Here is an 18096-nt window from a genome sequence, read left to right on the forward strand (position 1 = left end):
TGCAGGTCTTTAAATCATCAAAAACGAACCTAGTAATTCAAATTAGAGGTTTATCCAAGCGTTTTGCACAATCGCCTTGAAAAAAACCTGATAACAAACCCTTAAAAAAAAAGCCATGAGATATATACACCAGATTAACCAATCCCATTTAGATAGAGAACATGTTAAAGAAGCCGGACGCAAATCTCAAATCATTTTATTTCTGATAAGAGATAAGGATAGTTTAATGGAAAAAACAACATCGGAAGATAAGTATGAGTTTATTTATTCCCTTAACCCGACTCCCGACTTTAATCCTTCAACGCCTTTGGTAATAGGTATGTACAATGGAGCTTTTGGCACCATGGATTTGAACATGCAAACTGATGGGTTTGTTCAAAAATCCATCCTCGAAACACCACTTAGCAATCAACTTGCACTTTATCTTATTCAAGAACTGTTGATCAGCCAAAAGGGAGAACAGTATCATTTGGAAAATATGATCATCACCTTGGGGGACTATTTAGTGAAGCGCGAAAATATGCAATCGGAATTGAACTGTAAATTGAAAATGGGCTTGACCCCCTTTCAAATCCATAAAATACATCGTTATGTAAAAAAACATATCGATCGTCCAGTCCTCACCTCCGAACTGGCCAAAGTAGTTGAATTGAGCATACACTACTTTATCAGAGTATTTAAAAGAACTATGGGTGAAACACCTCATCAATTTGTAATGAGACTGAAATTGGAGGAAGCTAAAAAACTGCTTATTTCCACCGATGAAAGTGTTATTCAGGTTGGTTTGGGCGTAGGGTGTGAAAACCCCAGTCACTTTTCCCAACTTTTCAAATCCAATTTTGGTATTCCCCCCTTAAAATTTCGAAAGACATTTCAGAACGGTATGATCAGCCTTAATTAAAACTGGGGCAACCAACCATCACAATGAAAAGTCCAATAAGAGTAACCGAAATCTTAAAACTGATTGCTTTCGTCCCGCAAAAAGCCAGTAAAGAAGCTAAACTAGGTTTTGTCAAAAAGAAAGTCAATTCTGATAAAGTACCTGAGCATTTGGATTTTAGCAGCGATGATAGGGGCCTGTTTATTTAGTAAAGACTAAAACCTTTTTTATAAAAGGTCATTGTTACCAATCAAATTAATTCTAAAGACTCACAATTCAATAGTATTCTAATCACTTAATTTTTTAAATCATGAAATCAATTTTATTCAATTCAACCATCTTAATGGTATTGCTTACTGCATGTTCACCAAGTTTATATGCTCAAATACCGGATCCCGGTTTTACCGTGGATAATTCGACCGCAATAGTCATTACAGATCCACAAAACGATTTTTTAAGTCCCGATGGTGTCACCTGGGGAGTTATTGGCGAAAGTGTCATCAAGAACAAAACCGTCGAAAACCTTGAAACATTATTTAAATTAGCAGAGGCCAAAGGCATAAAGGTGTTTATTTCTCCTCACTACTATTATGAGCACGATCATAAATGGAAGTTTGAGGGTGCCTTGGAAAAACTGATGCATAATATCGGAATGTTTGACCGTGGGGATCAATTGAACAAAGAAGGATTCGAGGGGTCAGGAGCCGATTGGTTACCTAGGTACAAAAAGTACATCGAAAAGGATTTTGTAACCGTGGTAGGGCCCCACAAGATTTATGGTCCGGAACAGAACGATCTGAGTCTTCAATTGCGAAAACAAAAGATTGACAAGATTGTTTTGGCCGGAATGTCCGGAAACCTCTGTGTGGAGTCTCACCTCAGGGAACTTCTTGAAGATGGTTTCGAGGTCGCCGTAGTGGTCGATGCCACAGCTTCGGCAGTAGCACCGGGATACGATGGCAACGTGGCCGCAGAAATCAATTATCGTTTTGTGGCAAGCCATGTGTATACCACAGAGGAGTTTAAACAATCCTTGAAATAATACATCACATTAAAGCAATCATAATGTGATCTATCTGATGAATAGCAGAGTATTGTACTCTGCTATTTTTTTTGGCTTTAAACCACTTCTTTGCTTTTGATATGGAGTCTCACTAAAACATGCGCCGAAATGCTGGGTTTCCTTTATTCTCAAGGGCTCAAAACAATGGTAGGTTTATATTTGGATAGGTTTAAACAAGATCTTTGATATTTTTTCTGCTTTTGTGATTGCCAATATGTTGATAAAAAGATGTTATCTTAATGCACTACAATCTTATTGATACTATGTTTTTAAGATACTCACTTTATTTCTTCCTTTTACTATCACAATGGATTATCTGCCAGGAGCTGCCACCAATCCAAAATTATACTCCGACCGATTACCAAGCCGAAAATCAGAATTGGGCTATTTCCCAAGATGATGATAAGGTGGTTTATGTGGCTAACAACAAAGGCTTACTAAGGTTCAATGGTGCAAACTGGAGGCTGTTTCCTTCCCCAAACGAATCTATTATGCGATCTGCAAAGGTCGTTGGTAATAGAATTTATACTGGCTGTTACATGGAATTTGGTTATTGGGTCGAGGATGGATATGGGGAGCTGCGCTACACTTCTTTGTCTTCGAATATGGAAGAATCATTGTTGGAGGATGAGGAGTTTTGGGGAATATCAAATCTTGATGATTGGATGGTGTTCCAATCCTTGAAGCGCATCTATATTTATAATATAAAAACAGGCGCAATTAATATCATTGATGCCGAGAATACCCTGTTTAGAATGTTCCAAGTAGACAAGGAAATCTATTTTCAGGAAAGCGGTAAGGGAATATTTAAAATTGACAACGGGGAGGCGGAGATTGTTTATGAAGATGAAGTTGTCTTAAATGATGAGGTCATAAATATATTTCAGCAAGGAGGCATAATTGTTCTGGTTACCAAGCACAATGGTTTTTTTAGGGCCAATGATGGATTCCTTACCAAATTTAGCACTGGTTTAGACTTATTGGTTAACAAGATAAGTGTTTACAGCGCCATTAAGTTAAAGGATGGTAAATATGCATTGGGTACTATTTCGAATGGGTTAGTACTTTTGGACCAGAATGGAGTATTACTGGACCATATAGATCAAATCAAGGGCCTACGAAACAACACAATCCTTTCCTTGATGGAGGATATTGACAGCAATATATGGCTAGGACTCGATAATGGGATAAGTTATTTGAATGTAAAGTCTCCCGTAAAGGTTTACCACGACAATAAGGGTGTTGTGGGAAGCACATACGCTGCAGCCATCAAAGATAATATCTTGTATTTGGGCACTAATCAAGGTTTGTTTTACAAAAACATGGAAGGTGATTCCGACTTTAAATTGGTCAAGGGAACCCAAGGTCAGGTATGGTCCCTTCAAGAAATTGGAGGAACCCTTTTTTGCTGTCACCACTCAGGAACGTTCATAGTAGAGGGAGATAGTGCAAAACAAATAACGAGCTTGGAAGGGGCTTGGAAAATAAATCCTTTATCCGGTAATCCAGACCTTTTGTTACAGGGTAATTATGATGGTCTTTATGTTCTTGAAAAAGAGAGGGACAATTGGAAGCTTAGAAACAAGATAGAAGGTTTTGAACACTCATCACGCTATTTTGAGATACTCGGAAACAAGGTTTTTGTAAACCATGAGTACAAAGGCATTTTTAAATTGGATGTAGATAGTTCGTTTCATCATGTCCAAAGCATAGCAATGGATACTTTGATAAAAGGATCGGAATCGGGTATTGTGAAATATCGTGATCAATTGTTTTATGCATACAAAGAGGGTGTGTTCAAGTACCAACCGGATTCAGATTCCTTTGTGCAGGATACTTTGTTGAGCAGTATATATAACCAAGATGATTATGTGTCCGGAAAAATGGTTTTAGATCAAAATGAAGACAATCTCTGGATATTTACAAACTCCAATATTAGTCTTTTATCGGATGGTTCATTGGCCGATACCTTGCTCGTAAAACCCATTCCATTGGCGGAAAATGTTAGAAATGGCATTGTAGGATATGAAAATATTGTCAATTTAGGGGAGGAAGGGAAGTATCTTTTGGGTACCACTTCGGGTTATATAACACTGGATGTCAATGCTTTTCAAGAGCCGGATTTAGTTGTTAAGATTGGAAGGGTTCAAAAGTCCAGTAAAGACAGTCAGAGTTGGACATTGATAGAGAAGGATTTAGAAGTAAATCTAAAAAGTAGCGAAAACCATCTTCGTTTTTCCTTTTTTACAGCTGAGTACAACAAATACTTCCAGCCAAAATATCAGTTTCAATTACAAGGTATTTATGACAATTGGAGCGATTGGTCGGAAAACTATTCCACAACCTTTGAAAACTTGCCTTATGGTGATTATACTTTTCGGGTAAGGGCCAAGATCGGGGATAAGGTTTCGAGTAACATTGCTACCTATTCTTTTAGAATAGAAAGGCCATGGTATATTTCCAACTTGATGCTGGTCATTTACATTTTGACCTTTGCCATTGGCTCATTTCTTATTCATCAGGCTTATAAACGCTATTACCATAAACGACAACAAAAACTTATAGAAAAGAATAAGAGGGAAATGGAGCTGGCCAAAGCACAGAACGAAAAAGAAATAATAAAGATCAAGAACGAACAGCTTCAGGAAGAGTTTCGCAGTAAGAGCAACGAACTCGCAGCTTCCACTCTTAGTATTATTCGAAAGAACGAACTTTTATCAAAAGTAAAGGATCAGCTATTGTCCAGTGTAGAGGACAAGGGCTCCATTAAGCCCATTATCAATGTAATCGATAAAAACATAACTCAAAATGATGATTGGGAACTATTCAAGGAAGCTTTCAACAATGCCGATAGAAAGTTTCTGAAAAAATTGAAAAAAGCACACCCGAATCTTTCTCCAAACGATGTTCGTCTGTGCGCTTATCTTCGCTTAAACTTATCATCAAAAGAAATAGCCCCCTTATTCAATATTTCTGTAAGAAGCGTTGAAATTAAACGCTATCGACTTCGTAAAAAGATGGATTTGTCCCATGATGACAATCTTGTTGACTACATTTTGAAACTCTAATACTATACGAGTTATCACATTTACCTCAACAATACCTCAACAAATGTTTATTTAGGGTTTTTTGGGTAGCTCAATGTTTTCCGTCTAAGCCCACATTTTCATTGCTTGTTATGTATATATGTCAAAAAAACTCAACCTTTTTTGAATTGTATATTTTTTGTTGAGGTCTTTTTTGTGGAATTCATATTCTGTTAAGTTAAGTTTAACCTTCTGCAAATTGAATGTATTGTTTTCGTGCGATAAAGGTGTACCTAAACGAAAATGATATCGTGTGATGTAGTCGCATTTATTCAATGCAGAACTCAACTAAAACTAAACATAACTATGAAAAACTATCTGCACGTACTGTTCCTTTTGTGTTTTGTTGTGGGTTCTTATGCTCAAACAGATAATGTAACCGTCGAAAGCACTGAGGCGGGTATGAAATTGGTCGTGAACGGAGAAGACTTCATGATTAATGGTATGAACTGGGATTACATACCAATTGGGACCAATACAGTAAATGCGAGATTCTGGGAAAAATCCGATGATATTATCAAGGCAGGTCTCGACACTGAGATGTCTTTGTTAAAAAACATGGGGGTCAATGTTATTCGCCAATACACAGGAGTTCCGGCAAAATGGATTCGATATATCTATGAAAACTACGGTATATATACCATGTTGAACCATTCATTTGGACGTTATGGCTTAACTCTCGATGGGGTTTGGACGCCAGTGACCATATATGATGATCCCAAAACACAACAATTTTTAATGTCCGAGGTAGAAAGTTTGGTTGATGAATATAAAGATACTCCAGGACTACTACTTTATTTATTGGGTAACGAAAACAACTATGGATTGTTTTGGGCAGGTGCAGAAACGGAAGACTTTCCTGATGACGAGGAACGTATAAATTTTATTGGTGAAAGTAGGGGAAGACCCATGTACCGTTTAATGAACGAGGCGGCTAAAAAAATGAAAGCTATGGATGCATCGCATCCGGTGGCCATTTGTAACGGGGATGTGCTTTTCATCGATATAGTTGCCGAAGAGTGCACCGATGTTGATATCTACGGAACCAATACATACCGTGGAGTTTCTTTCGGAGACATGTTTCAGGTAGTAGAGGACAAACTTAACAAACCCGTAATGTTTACAGAGTTTGGTGCAGACGCATTCAACGCTATGGAAAATAAGGAAGATCAGTATTCCCAAGCCTATTACATGGTCGGCAATTGGAAGGAAATTTATGAAAATGCAGCAGGTTTGGGGAAAACAGGAAATTCAATCGGGGGATTTACCTTTCAATTCAGTGATGGCTGGTGGAAGTATGGTTTTGATGACCGGGAAAACGCCGATGTACATGATACTAATGCCTCCTGGTCCAACGGAGGATATTCAAGAGATTTGGCATCACCTGGTGCAAACAATATGAACGAGGAATGGTTTGGTATTTGCGCCAAAGGAGCCACAAATCCTAGAGGTCTTTATGAGCTTTATCCTAGAGCCGCCTATTACGCTTTGCAGGAAGCACACCAACTGGACCCCTATGCCGATGGTGTGGACTTAAGCTTTGTGCAAAATCATTTCAATAATATACGGTTAATGGATGCCGTCCTCAAGGCAAGGGGAGATAAGGCTGCTTTACAGGGCGAACAGAGCAATTTGTTGCGCATAAGCAATTTAAGGGCAAAGTTTTCCACATTCAGCACCGGAGGTAGTTTAATTACAACACCCGAGAATGCTGACCCGGATGACCCTAATACCTTTCCGAACCAATTAGGGTTTGATCATATGCAGTCCTATTTTGTTGGAGTAGAAGGTAATCCCGCTTCCAACATGCGCGCAGAGGTTAACTTTAATGTAGTGGGAAATGTGGCACAAAACCCTATAAACGAGATTTTTTATGAGAATAATTCCCGTCCTATCGAGGTCAACACCGATCAAGGCAATGTGTTGGTTCAAGATGTCAATAGGATACGCGTTTATCAAGCTGAGTTCGAATGGAAAGCAAAAGAGTTCGATTTGAGGGGATTCTATAGGACAGGACATTACCATTGGGGTTATGAAGGTGATTTCTTCGGTTTTTATCCCGAAGCCAATTATGGTCCTAACCTAGATATCTATAACGGAGAAATATTAGGGGCCGAACTTGATGGTAAGGGAATATTAAAAGGTTTAAAAGTTGCAGTAGGGCCTCAACTTTGGTGGGGAGCAAACCCTACAATGCTTTTTAAGTATAGAAGGAATATAGGCAAGTTTGATGTTACCGGAATTTACCATCGAGATTTTGAAACAGACATAGTTCTAGATGAAAACGGGCGTCGAATTTTGGATATCAACCAAGTACGAAGTGGTGTAATTCCGCCATGGCCTACAGAAAGAGCTGCCATTGCCGTAGAAAGGGAATTTGGGAAATTTGGCTTTGAATTGGGCGGTGTCTGGTCAGGAAGCCCATTGAATGGAATCTCCTTTCAAGATGTAAGGGGAACTCCCAGCAATTATGTGGTTTATGAAGATAGAATCCAAGACAGTGATAACTGGGGAGGAAAATTTAAAGTCACCTACGAAGGAGGAAAATTCAATTGGTATGGTCAAACCGCTGCAATGGGTCTAATTGCCAATGGCGGCGCCGATCAAACACTCACCTTCACCGGCTGGAAATTAAAAGATACTGGCAGTGGTAATCAGGTAAATGTATTGTCCGGGTTTACTTATGCTCTCGGTAATTTTCAGATTGCCCCCAATTTTATGTGGCAAGAGCCTTTGATAGGCGCCATGCCTAATGATGTGCAAGGCCCTGGACGTTTACGAAATATTATTGACGACCCATTTGCTGTGAGGGCAAACAGGAAGACTACCGCAGGTGAAATTCTATTTACTTATGACCCTACACCTGGCACATGGATGTATGAATGGGATAATGATAGGGCAGAAGACGCCAAATTCGCAATGAATTTAGGATTTGTTTACCGCCATCTTCCCACACGGATGGATGCACACATCGGTTTCAATGCCAATAGGGAATTCTTCGCATTTCCTAACTCGGCACCAGCAGAAGATTTATGGGAAGTACATTCCAGAATGGTTTCCAAACTTGGACCAGATTTGGGCATTATCGGTAATTTCTACTATGGAAATGGACAAGGTAATGGTGATTCCGACCGTTTGATCAAACGTTTTGGTGGTGATGTACGGATGCTTTACAAGAATTTTAAGGTACAATACACGCAAAAAATCAATGATTGGGGTCCATACGACTATCATAGGGATTTCAACTTAACGTACCCTGTTCAATTGATGTTGGATATTTCCACCACCCTTGGCAAACCAGATTGGTTTATTCTACCAAGTACCCAGGTAGGAATTAGGGGCATATGGAGATCCCTGAACGAATTTTCACCTCGATACTCGCCTAATCTAGCCGAGGAATTTGCTACGCAGCCCATTATTAGTCCAGTAGGCTTTGATAATGGTAATGAGTGGGAAATTATGACATATGTGCACATTAATATCGGGAAATAAAAAAACTGAAAAATGAAAAATATTAAATATATCAACTTCCGTTTTATACTTCTTTTTAGCTTGGGATCAATAGTTGTTACAAGTTGTGAAAGAGAACTCTCTGATGATGTTGAATTTGCTACATTCCCGCCTGACGGAGATGTTTTTATCGATGCTTTTTCCTCGGGTTTGGATTATTTCCCTTTTGTTGATGCCGGAGCTGATCCTGAAGCATTTAGCGTAGATACCGAGGAAGTATATGCGGGAGATGCTTCCATGAGGTTCGATGTGCCCGCATTCGGAAATGGATTTGTGGGAGCAACATTCAATACTACAGCGAATCGAGATCTTTCTGGTTTTGATGCCCTTACTTTTTATGCCAAGGCTTCCAAAGCAGCAAGTATTAATGCAATCGGATACGGTATTTCTGGGGAAACCAATAATAAATTTCAGGTTACAGCCAATAATTTGGCAGTGAGTACCCGTTGGGAAAAGTATGTTATACCCATTCCAGATGCCTCAAAGCTTATTAGTGAAACGGGACTGTTCTGGCTAGCTGAAGGTGCCTCTTTTGAAGGAGATGAGGGTGGTTACGTTCTGTGGTTCGATGAGATAAAGTTTGAAAAACTGGGCACTGTTGCACAGCCTAAGCCTGCCATATTTGCGGGAGAAGATCTTACCGTACAGGCATTTACAGGTTCCACACTTAACGTAGTTGGACTTACACAAACTTTTAACTTGGCAGATGGTACAAACCAGGCCATAAGTGTTGCACCTTCCTATTTTAATTTTCAGTCATCGGACACCGGAGTGGCAACCGTAAATGAGCTTGGCCAAATAACTGTGCTGGGAACAGGTTCGGTTGATGTCACCGCTATTTTGGCAGGTGTTAGGGCAGATGGATCTTTGGAAATAACCTCAAACGGTGCTTTACCAGCCGCACCAACTCCAATGCGGGCACAAGCCAACGTAAACTCAATATTTAGTGATGCTTACCAAAATAGCACAGAAAGTAATTTTTTACCTGGTTTTGGCGGATCTACAACAGAAACAGCAATTATAAACACTAGCGACGGCGTAGTCCTATCCTATGCCAATAATAATTTCACTGGAATTATTTTTAATAATACTGTTGATGCATCTGGTTTAACCTTTATGCATATCGATGTGTATGTACAGGAAGCTGGTACCGAGGTTGGACTTCAAATTAGGGATGTTGGAGCCAACCAAACCATAGATACCGATGTAAATACAGGGTTACCTATTGGAGATGATAAGGATCTTAGAGTAGACCTCACTGGTCTAACTGTTGGGCAATGGACATCATTTGATATACCACTGGATGGTGATTTGACCACACAAAGGAACAATTTGGGAGCTCTAATATTAGTAGGTGGCCCCAACTTTATATTGGACAATATTTACTTCTATACAGAGTAATGCCGTCCAATCGTACCAACTTAAAAAAAGAAAATGAATATGAAATATAATCACCTTAAACCAATCAGCATGGTGTTTTTTAAATACGCATTAATGCTTTCGATTATCGCTTTATTGAGCTGCGAAACCGACGACCAGCAAACCGTGGCCCGGTTCACCGAGTTAACGCTTTCCGAAGAGTTTGATACAAATGGACAACCCAATGCTTCCATTTGGGGATATGACATTGGTACAGGAGAAAATGGTTGGGGAAATCAAGAATTACAATACTACACCGATAGACCAGAAAATGTGAATGTACAGAATGGAGTATTGCTGATAACGGCTAGGGAAGAATCGTTTGAAGGCTCTTCATACACCTCCGCCAGGTTAGTGACCAAGGATAAGTTTGAGCAGCGTTACGGTCGTTTTGAAGCACGTATTCGATTGCCTTATGGACAGGGGATATGGCCTGCATTTTGGATGCTGGGAGCTGATATTGATGAAAATCCATGGCCAGGTGCAGGAGAAATCGATATCATGGAATATCGAGGACAAAATCCAACTTTACTTATAGGAAGTGTGCATGGACCGGGATATTCTGGTGGCGAAGCCATTTCCAAAGAATATAGCCTCGTTAATGATCGCTTCGATACCGGTTTCCACATTTTTGGAATCGAGTGGGGTCCGGAATATGTGAATTTCTATGTGGACGATGTGCTATATAATCAAATTACTCCGGAAGATGTGACGGGCACGTGGGTGTTCAACAAGCCATTTTACATTTTGATGAACTTGGCGGTGGGAGGAACCTTTGTAGGCTCACCTAATGAAGAAACTGAATTTCCTCAAACTATGTTGGTGGATTATGTCAGAGTGTATAAAGAATTAAAAATAAACTAAACTAACTATTAATTATGAAGCAGTTAATAACCAAATTCAAGCTGGCATCGGTATTTATACTGGTCCTGTTACTCGGTTGCGAAACAGATGACAATGTACTCTTGCCACAGATATTATCAAGCTTTACGTATACGCTTGATGAGGATACCGGAACGGTGGAGTTTATAAATATCTCCGAAAAGGCGACCTCCTATCAATGGGATTTTGGTGATGGGGAAAAATCAACCGAAATCAATCCAATAAAGACCTATATGGCCAGTGGCACGTATACCATTACGTTGACTGCGGCCAATACTTCGGGTGCAACTTCAACTTTTGAGGATGAGATTACAATAGTGATTAAAGACCCTATTACATTGCCTATCACTTTCGATGAAACCAATGTAAACTATGCTTTGGGCGTAAGCACATTCAGTGGAGCTACTTTTGAAATTATAGATAACCCCGATGAATCTGGTACAAAAACAAATAACAGTTCAAAAGTTGGTGCTATAACGAATAGTGGAGCAGCGTTTGAAGGTATTTACTTTGATTTGGGAACGCCGATTGATTTGTCTGAGGGTCAAACAATAAAAGCACATTTTTGGTCCGAAGAGCCAATTGATATATTAATGAAATTAGAGCTCGGAACAGGAAGTGATACCGAAGTAACGGCAAGTCACGGTGGAACAGGTTGGGAAATAGTTTCTTTCGATTTTGCTTCTACAGATAGCTTCTCAAGGATAACATTGTTCGTCGATGGGCCTGGAACTACTTCAGGAGATTTCTTTATTGATGATGTGGAACAAGCTGAAACTGTTACAACGCCTACAGGTTGTGCGGATACACCAGTGGCCGCTGCATCTGTTCCTGTAGATTTTGAAGGTTGTGAAACGTTCCTATCTTCAGAAAATTTTGGTGACGGCATTACTTCAGGCCTCGCCCAAAACCCAGATAAAACAGGTATCAATACCTCGGATTTTGTTTTGCAAGTGGACAAACCTTCCGGTTCCAGTTTCTTTGCAGGAATTCAAAATACATTTGAAAATAATTTTGATCTTACCACTACAAATGTCTTTAGGCTAAAAGTATATTCTACCAAGGCAAATGTTGTGTTCCGATTTGAACTTGCTTTGAATCCGCAAACCGACCCAGTTACAGGAAATCCTGCACCGGTCTTTGTGACAATACCCAATGCCAACGAATGGACCGAAGTAGAGGTTAATTTCACTGGTTTGCCCGGTGGGCCAACAGCATATAATCAATTGGTGATAAAACCGGACAACGATATGACGGATAGTCCAATCGATGAAGACGGGACATACTATATTGATGACATTACTTTGAGTGACTCAGGTGGTGGAAGTAGTGGTTTCGATGATGGATTGTTGACCAATGGAGATTTTGAAAATGGTGGTGATTCTTGGATTGGTAATGCACTTGATGTGAGGACCGAAGGAGATAATAGTTATAATTTCGCAAACGTAACCACGGCACTCCCCTCAGAGCCATTTCAAGTAAACTTAAGTCAAGTTGTGGAACTGACCCAAGATGAGAATTATATTTTGACTTTTGATGCATCATCCGATCGAAACCGAACAATTATCGCCGGAATTGGATTAAATGTGGCTCCTTTTACCAATACAACCCAAACGATTAATTTGACAGCGGATACCCAAACATTTACATTAAATCTTACAGCTACAGGTTTTGGTGGAGCGGACAGTAGAGTGTTGTTTGATATGGCTGCTGAAGTTGGTGTTGTAGTTTTAGATAATGTTTCATTAGTAGTAGATGAATCGGGAGGGGGAGATACAACTCCACCTGTAATTACTTTGAACGGAGATGCCACGGTAGATTTAAATGTAGGGGATACTTATACGGATGCGGGCGCCACTGCTAGCGATGACACAGATGGTGATATCTCAGGAAATATTGTGGTAGGCGGTGATACTGTGGATACCAATACCGCAGGAACCTATGTGATTACTTACAATGTAAGTGATGCTGCCGGAAACGCTGCTACCGAAGTGACCAGAACTGTGAATGTTCAAGAACCTTTTGATAGCGGACTGTTGATCAATGGCGACTTTGAAAATGGCAGTGACCCATGGATTTTGGGTGTTGATGATGGTGCAGCAGCGCCAGTTACCACCGAGAATGGTAATTCCTTCTATTCCGTAAATGTTACAACACCAGACCCAGGTCAACCTTTCTTGGTCAACTTGAGTCAGAAATTGGAGATTATACAGGATGAAACTTATACACTGACATTTGACGCCTGGTCAGATACTGACCGCCCAATTATTGCCGGAATCGGATTGAGTGGTGGGAGTTTTGCAAACACTACTGAAACTGTGAATATCAATACAACAAGACAAACATATTCGGTGGTGCTTACCGCAGCAGGTTTTGGAGCTACCGATGCAAGAGTGCTTTTTGATCTTAACGGAGCAGCAGGTTTGGTAAATATTGATGATGTTTCTCTGGTTGTAGGGGGAACTGGTGGAGGAGATACAACTCCACCTGTCATTACCTTGAATGGAGATGCCACGGTAGATTTGAATGTTGGTGACCCTTATACAGATGCTGGGGCTACAGCCAATGATGATACGGATGGAGATATATCCGGAAATATTGTGGTTGGCGGTGATACCGTTGATACCAGCGTGGCAGGCACCTATGTTATCACCTATGATGTAAGTGATGCTGCAGGAAACGCCGCAACTCAGGTTACACGGACAGTAAATGTGACCCCCTTTGATGATGGATTGTTGACCAATGGAGATTTTGAGAATGGCAGTAACCCATGGATTTTGGGTGTGGATGACGCGGCTGCGGCTCCAGTTACCACAGAGAATGGTAATTCCTTTTACTCTGTTAATATAACCACCCCAGACCCTGGTCAACCATTTTTGGTGAATTTGAGCCAGAAACTGGAGATAGTCCAAGATGCTTCTTATACCTTAACTTTCGATGCTTGGTCAGACACCGATCGCCCAATCATTGCCGGAATCGGTTTAAGTGGAGGAAGTTTTGCAAACACTACCGAAACTGTTAATATCAATACCACAAGGACGACTTACACAGTTTCATTGACGGCTACAGGATTTGGAGCCGTTGATGCGCGTGTACTATTCGATTTGAATGGAGCGGCCGGTTTGGTTAATATTGATAATGTTTCCTTAGTTCAAGACAGTGGTGGCTCTGGCGGTGGTAGCGGACCAACTGCATTATCTTCTCTACCGGCAGATTTTGAAAGTGGGGAAGAATTCAGTGCTGTTTTTGAACCCGCTAGCGTTGATGGCTCCATTACTGCCAATACAGTATCTGGAGGAATCAACACTTCTGCAAATATTTATACATTCAACAAGCCTGCTGGAACCGAATTTTATGGAGGTATGGAAAATGTTTTTGCCACCCCATTGGATTTGACTACGACCAGAATATTTAAGGTAAAAGTTTATTCTACGAAGCCAAACGCTGTATTTCAATTTGAACTGCAGTCTAGACCTAATGATGGTAGTATCCCAAATTATAGCATTCAACAAACGGTCACAAACGCAAACGAATGGGTGGAATTGACTTTTGATTTTGGAGCAATAGTACCTGGAGATTTTAATCCAAGTATCTATAATGCTATTGTTATAATCCCGGATTTTGATCCAGGGAACAATCCAACTGCTACATCAGAGACCTATTATATTGATGATTTGATCTTGGAATAGAAAGCTGATATTATAATAAAAACGGGCGGGTACGGAAATCTTATTCTTATTCGCCCTTTCAATCAAACCAATAAAAAGCATAAATTGGTATATGGCTCAAAAAGAGATTTATCTAGCAGCATCAAAATTGAATCAGGTTCCAAAGGAGGTAAAGGGAGAATCAGTGGTATTCGAAAATGATTCGTACTACAAGATTTCCAACAGTGATGGAATGAGGCCTTTTTTTATGAGTATCGTAAGCCACTCAGACCATTGGATGTTTATTTCTAGCAATGGAGCGCTAACAGCAGGAAGAAAAAACTCCGAGTCTGCCCTATTTCCCTATTACACAGATGATAAGATAACGGAATCTGCCAATATTACAGGAAGTAAAACAATTATACAGGCCAATGTTGGTTCAAAAAGATATTTGTGGGAACCTTTTTTAAATTGCTATACAGGGGTATACGATATCCAAAGAAATATCTATAAAAGCAATCATGGGAACAAAATTGTTTTTGAAGAAATCAACCAAGATTTAGGGCTTACCTTTAGGTATCAATGGAATTTTAGTGAAGCCTATGGTTTTGTGAAGAAGTCCGATCTAATCAACCATGGTGACCAAATGGTCGAATGTACTTTGCTGGATGGCATCCAGAATGTTTTGCCTTACGGAGTCCCCTCTGCCACCCAAAATAGTAGCAGCAACTTGGTAGATGCCTATAAACGAAATCAATTGGAGTCAGATGTTGGTTTGGGAATCTTCGCATTAAGTGCCATTATTGTCGACAAGGCCGAACCTAGTGAAGCCTTAAAGGCCACTACGGTATGGTCTCATGGACTAAAAAAACCAAAATACTTGGTGTCATCCCTTCAACTTGACGCATTTAGAAAAGGCATTTCTCTGGAACAGGAAACCGATGTAAAAGCTGAAAAAGGAGCGTACTTCGTAAACGCGGAAATTCAGTTGGAGCCAAAGGATGAAAAAAAATGGATGTTGATTGCAGAGGTCAACCAATCCAGAGTAGATGTTAGTACCATCAAACACAAAATAAAACAAGGAGAAAATCTGTTCGAATCAATCGATACGGATATTGAAAAAGGGACAAAGCAACTGGTGCAATTGGCTGGAGCCTCGGATGCCATACAGTGTACTTCTGATAGCATGCGGGATGCCAGACACTTTTCCAACACCTTGTTCAATATTATGCGTGGCGGTATCTTTGATAATGGATACCAAATTGAAAGTGAAGACTTTTCGTCATATATAAAAAAGGCGAACAAACCACTTTTCAACCATAAAAGGACTTTGCTGGATGAACTTCCCGATAAATTTTCATTGGAATTTTTACGCAATAAAATCAATGAAGATGATAATCAGGATTTTAAACGATTGGCCTTGGAATACCTCCCCCTTAAATTTAGTAGACGACACGGGGACCCAAGCAGACCATGGAACAAATTTTCCATAAATACCCGTACGGACGATGGTCGAAAAGTGCTGGATTATGAAGGGAACTGGAGGGATATTTTCCAAAATTGGGAGGCCTTATCTCTTTCCTATCCTGGTTTTCTGGAAAGTATGATTTATAAGTTTCTCAACGCCTCCACTTTTGATGGCTATAATCCCTATCGGGTCACCAAGGATGGATTTGATTGGGAGGTCATAGAACCGGATGACCCTTGGTCTTACATTGGCTACTGGGGCGATCACCAGATTATTTACCTCCTTAAACTATTGGAGTTGATGGAAAGCCATTATCCAAATGAACTGGGTAAATCGTTCTTTGAAAAAATCTTTGTTTACGCCAATGTACCCTATAAAATAAAGCCCTATGAAAAGATTCTTGAAAATCCAAAGGATACTATTCTTTTTGATGAGGATTTAGACCGGAACATCAACAACCAGCGAGAAAAAATAGGAGCAGATGCGGCTTTACTAGCAGCAAACGATTCCTCGATTTATCATGTTACCTTATTGGAAAAATTATTGGCTACGGTTCTTTCCAAAATGTCAAATTTTATCCCAGAAGGCGGTATTTGGATGAACACCCAACGCCCAGAATGGAACGATGCCAATAATGCATTGGTGGGTAACGGTGTTTCTATGGTCACCTTATATTATTTGAGACGTTTCTTGAGCTTTTTCCAAGATTTGACCAAAAATATGGAGCAAGAGGAATTTACCATTTCTAAAGAAATGGCAACATTTTTCAATGCCATACTACAAACCTTAGAGGAAAACCAAGGAAAGCTTTCCGGTAGGATTTCGGATTCGGACAGAAAAACAATCATGGATGAGCTCGGCATGGCGGGTAGCGAATTCCGGAATAAAATATATGACCAAGGATTTCAAAATAAGGTCCAAAGCATTAGCAAAAAGAATCTACAACAGTTTATTATTGTGTCTTTGGATTATCTGGAACATAGCATAGATGCCAATCAGCGCAAGGATAAATTGTACCACGCCTATAATTTAATGACAGTTGAAAGCGATACAGAAGTTTCCATTTCTTACTTGTCCGAAATGTTGGAAGGACAGGTGGCCGTATTAAGTTCCGGGTATCTTGGTGGTAAAGAGTCACTGCAAGTACTTGATGCTCTCAAGTCCAGCGCATTGTTTAGGGAAGATCAATACAGCTACTTACTCTATCCGAACAAGGAACTTACTCGTTTTTGTGAAAAGAATGTAATTCCTCCCAACAGGGTAAAGGAATCCGAGTTGCTTCAAAAAATGTTGCAGGAAGGTGATACCTCAATAGTTGAAAAAAGTGTCGAAGGCACGTATCACTTTAATGGTTCTTTCAATAATGCAGATAGTCTTAAAGCCGCATTTTTATTGCTTCCAGAGGAAACTTATGGGAAGTTGGTGGAAAAGGACAAGAAATTATTATTGAACATTTTCGAGGAGATATTCGATCATAAATCCTTTACAGGAAGATCGGGAACATTTTATGGATATGAAGGTTTGGGTTCCATTTATTGGCATATGGTCTCCAAATTGCTGTTAAGTGTTGAGGAAACCTGTTTGTCGGCAATTGAGAATAATGAAAACGATGTTGTCATTGGGAGATTGCTGGAACATTATTATGAAATCAATGAAGGAATAGGCGTTCACAAGCCTCCAAAACTTTATGGAGCATTTCCAACCGACCCTTATTCGCATACTCCGGCAGGTAAAGGTGCACAACAACCCGGAATGACCGGTCAGGTAAAAGAGGATATTTTAAGCCGTTTTGGTGAACTTGGAGTTTTTGTGTCCGACGGAAAACTATTTTTCAATCCCTGCATGCTAAGAAAGGGAGAGTTCTTGAAGAAATCCACAGCATTCAACTACGTGGATTTGGATGGGGAGACCAAAAACATGAATCTCGAAAAAGATTCATTGGGCTTTACCTATTGTCAGGTACCCATTCAATATTTCTTAGCTCAAAAGGAACATATAGAAGTGTTGTTCAAAGATGGCTCTCAAAAAGATTTTGATGGCTTGGATTTGGATGAAACCATCAGTGCTATGTTATTTGGGAGAACGGACAAAATAGAGACTATCAAGGTATGGATAGATGAAAAACGATTGAAGTAAAAATT

Annotated in this window: 9 protein-coding genes; all 9 read left to right on the top strand. The window is 39.9% G+C overall.

All coding sequences use genetic code 11. The features are described from left to right. Positions 1–115: 115 nt before the first annotated feature. The 9 genes from D2V08_RS09950 (at position 116) to D2V08_RS09985 (ending at position 18091) form a co-directional block, all read left to right on the top strand. A complete protein-coding gene (locus D2V08_RS09950; RefSeq protein ID WP_119608003.1) occupies positions 116–901 on the top strand; it encodes a helix-turn-helix domain-containing protein in 786 nt (261 codons plus the stop codon). Between the two features lie 23 nt (positions 902–924). Beyond that, positions 925–1089, top strand: coding sequence for a hypothetical protein (locus tag D2V08_RS17335; protein ID WP_182835518.1), 165 nt, complete (start codon positions 925–927; stop codon positions 1087–1089). Positions 1090–1190: 101 nt separating this feature from the next. Then, on the top strand, positions 1191–1922 hold the full coding sequence (locus tag D2V08_RS09955; RefSeq protein WP_119608005.1) for a cysteine hydrolase family protein: 732 nt from the start codon (positions 1191–1193) through the stop codon (positions 1920–1922). A 260-nt stretch (positions 1923–2182) separates the two neighbouring features. Then, complete coding sequence (locus D2V08_RS09960; RefSeq protein WP_119608007.1) at positions 2183–5011, top strand: triple tyrosine motif-containing protein; 2829 nt, start codon at positions 2183–2185, stop codon at positions 5009–5011. A gap of 324 nt (positions 5012–5335) precedes the next feature. Further along, positions 5336–8521 carry a glycoside hydrolase family 2 TIM barrel-domain containing protein gene (locus tag D2V08_RS09965; RefSeq protein WP_119608009.1) on the top strand — a complete coding sequence of 1062 codons (3186 nt, stop codon included), beginning with the start codon at positions 5336–5338 and terminating at the stop codon, positions 8519–8521. 12 nt (positions 8522–8533) lie between these two features. Continuing rightward, complete coding sequence (locus D2V08_RS09970) at positions 8534–9940, top strand: glycosyl hydrolase family 16 (protein ID WP_119608010.1); 1407 nt, start codon at positions 8534–8536, stop codon at positions 9938–9940. Between the two features lie 39 nt (positions 9941–9979). Continuing rightward, positions 9980–10822, top strand: coding sequence for a glycoside hydrolase family 16 protein (locus D2V08_RS09975; protein WP_119608366.1), 843 nt, complete (start codon positions 9980–9982; stop codon positions 10820–10822). Between the two features lie 14 nt (positions 10823–10836). Further along, entirely contained in the window at positions 10837–14529 is a 3693-nt protein-coding gene (locus D2V08_RS09980; protein ID WP_119608012.1) for an immunoglobulin-like domain-containing protein, read from the top strand. A gap of 91 nt (positions 14530–14620) precedes the next feature. After that, positions 14621–18091, top strand: a complete 3471-nt coding sequence (locus tag D2V08_RS09985) for a 1,3-beta-D-glucan phosphorylase, GH149 family (RefSeq protein ID WP_119608014.1) — start codon at positions 14621–14623, stop codon at positions 18089–18091. Positions 18092–18096 lie beyond the last annotated feature (5 nt).

Source organism: Flagellimonas lutimaris (assembly GCF_003581615.1).
Classification (GTDB): Bacteria; Bacteroidota; Bacteroidia; order Flavobacteriales; family Flavobacteriaceae; genus Flagellimonas; species Flagellimonas lutimaris.

Bases quoted from the DNA above. Each gene is read 5' to 3' on its own strand.
- D2V08_RS09980 (WP_119608012.1), top strand. From the start codon at position 10,837: ATGAAGCAGTTAATAACCAAATTCAAGCTGGCATCGGTATTTATACTG.
- D2V08_RS09965 (WP_119608009.1), top strand. From the start codon at position 5,336: ATGAAAAACTATCTGCACGTACTGTTCCTTTTGTGTTTTGTTGTGGGT.
- D2V08_RS09985 (WP_119608014.1), top strand. From the start codon at position 14,621: ATGGCTCAAAAAGAGATTTATCTAGCAGCATCAAAATTGAATCAGGTT.
- D2V08_RS09960 (WP_119608007.1), top strand. From the start codon at position 2,183: ATGCACTACAATCTTATTGATACTATGTTTTTAAGATACTCACTTTAT.
- D2V08_RS17335 (WP_182835518.1), top strand. From the start codon at position 925: ATGAAAAGTCCAATAAGAGTAACCGAAATCTTAAAACTGATTGCTTTC.
- D2V08_RS09950 (WP_119608003.1), top strand. From the start codon at position 116: ATGAGATATATACACCAGATTAACCAATCCCATTTAGATAGAGAACAT.
- D2V08_RS09970 (WP_119608010.1), top strand. From the start codon at position 8,534: ATGAAAAATATTAAATATATCAACTTCCGTTTTATACTTCTTTTTAGC.
- D2V08_RS09975 (WP_119608366.1), top strand. From the start codon at position 9,980: ATGAAATATAATCACCTTAAACCAATCAGCATGGTGTTTTTTAAATAC.
- D2V08_RS09955 (WP_119608005.1), top strand. From the start codon at position 1,191: ATGAAATCAATTTTATTCAATTCAACCATCTTAATGGTATTGCTTACT.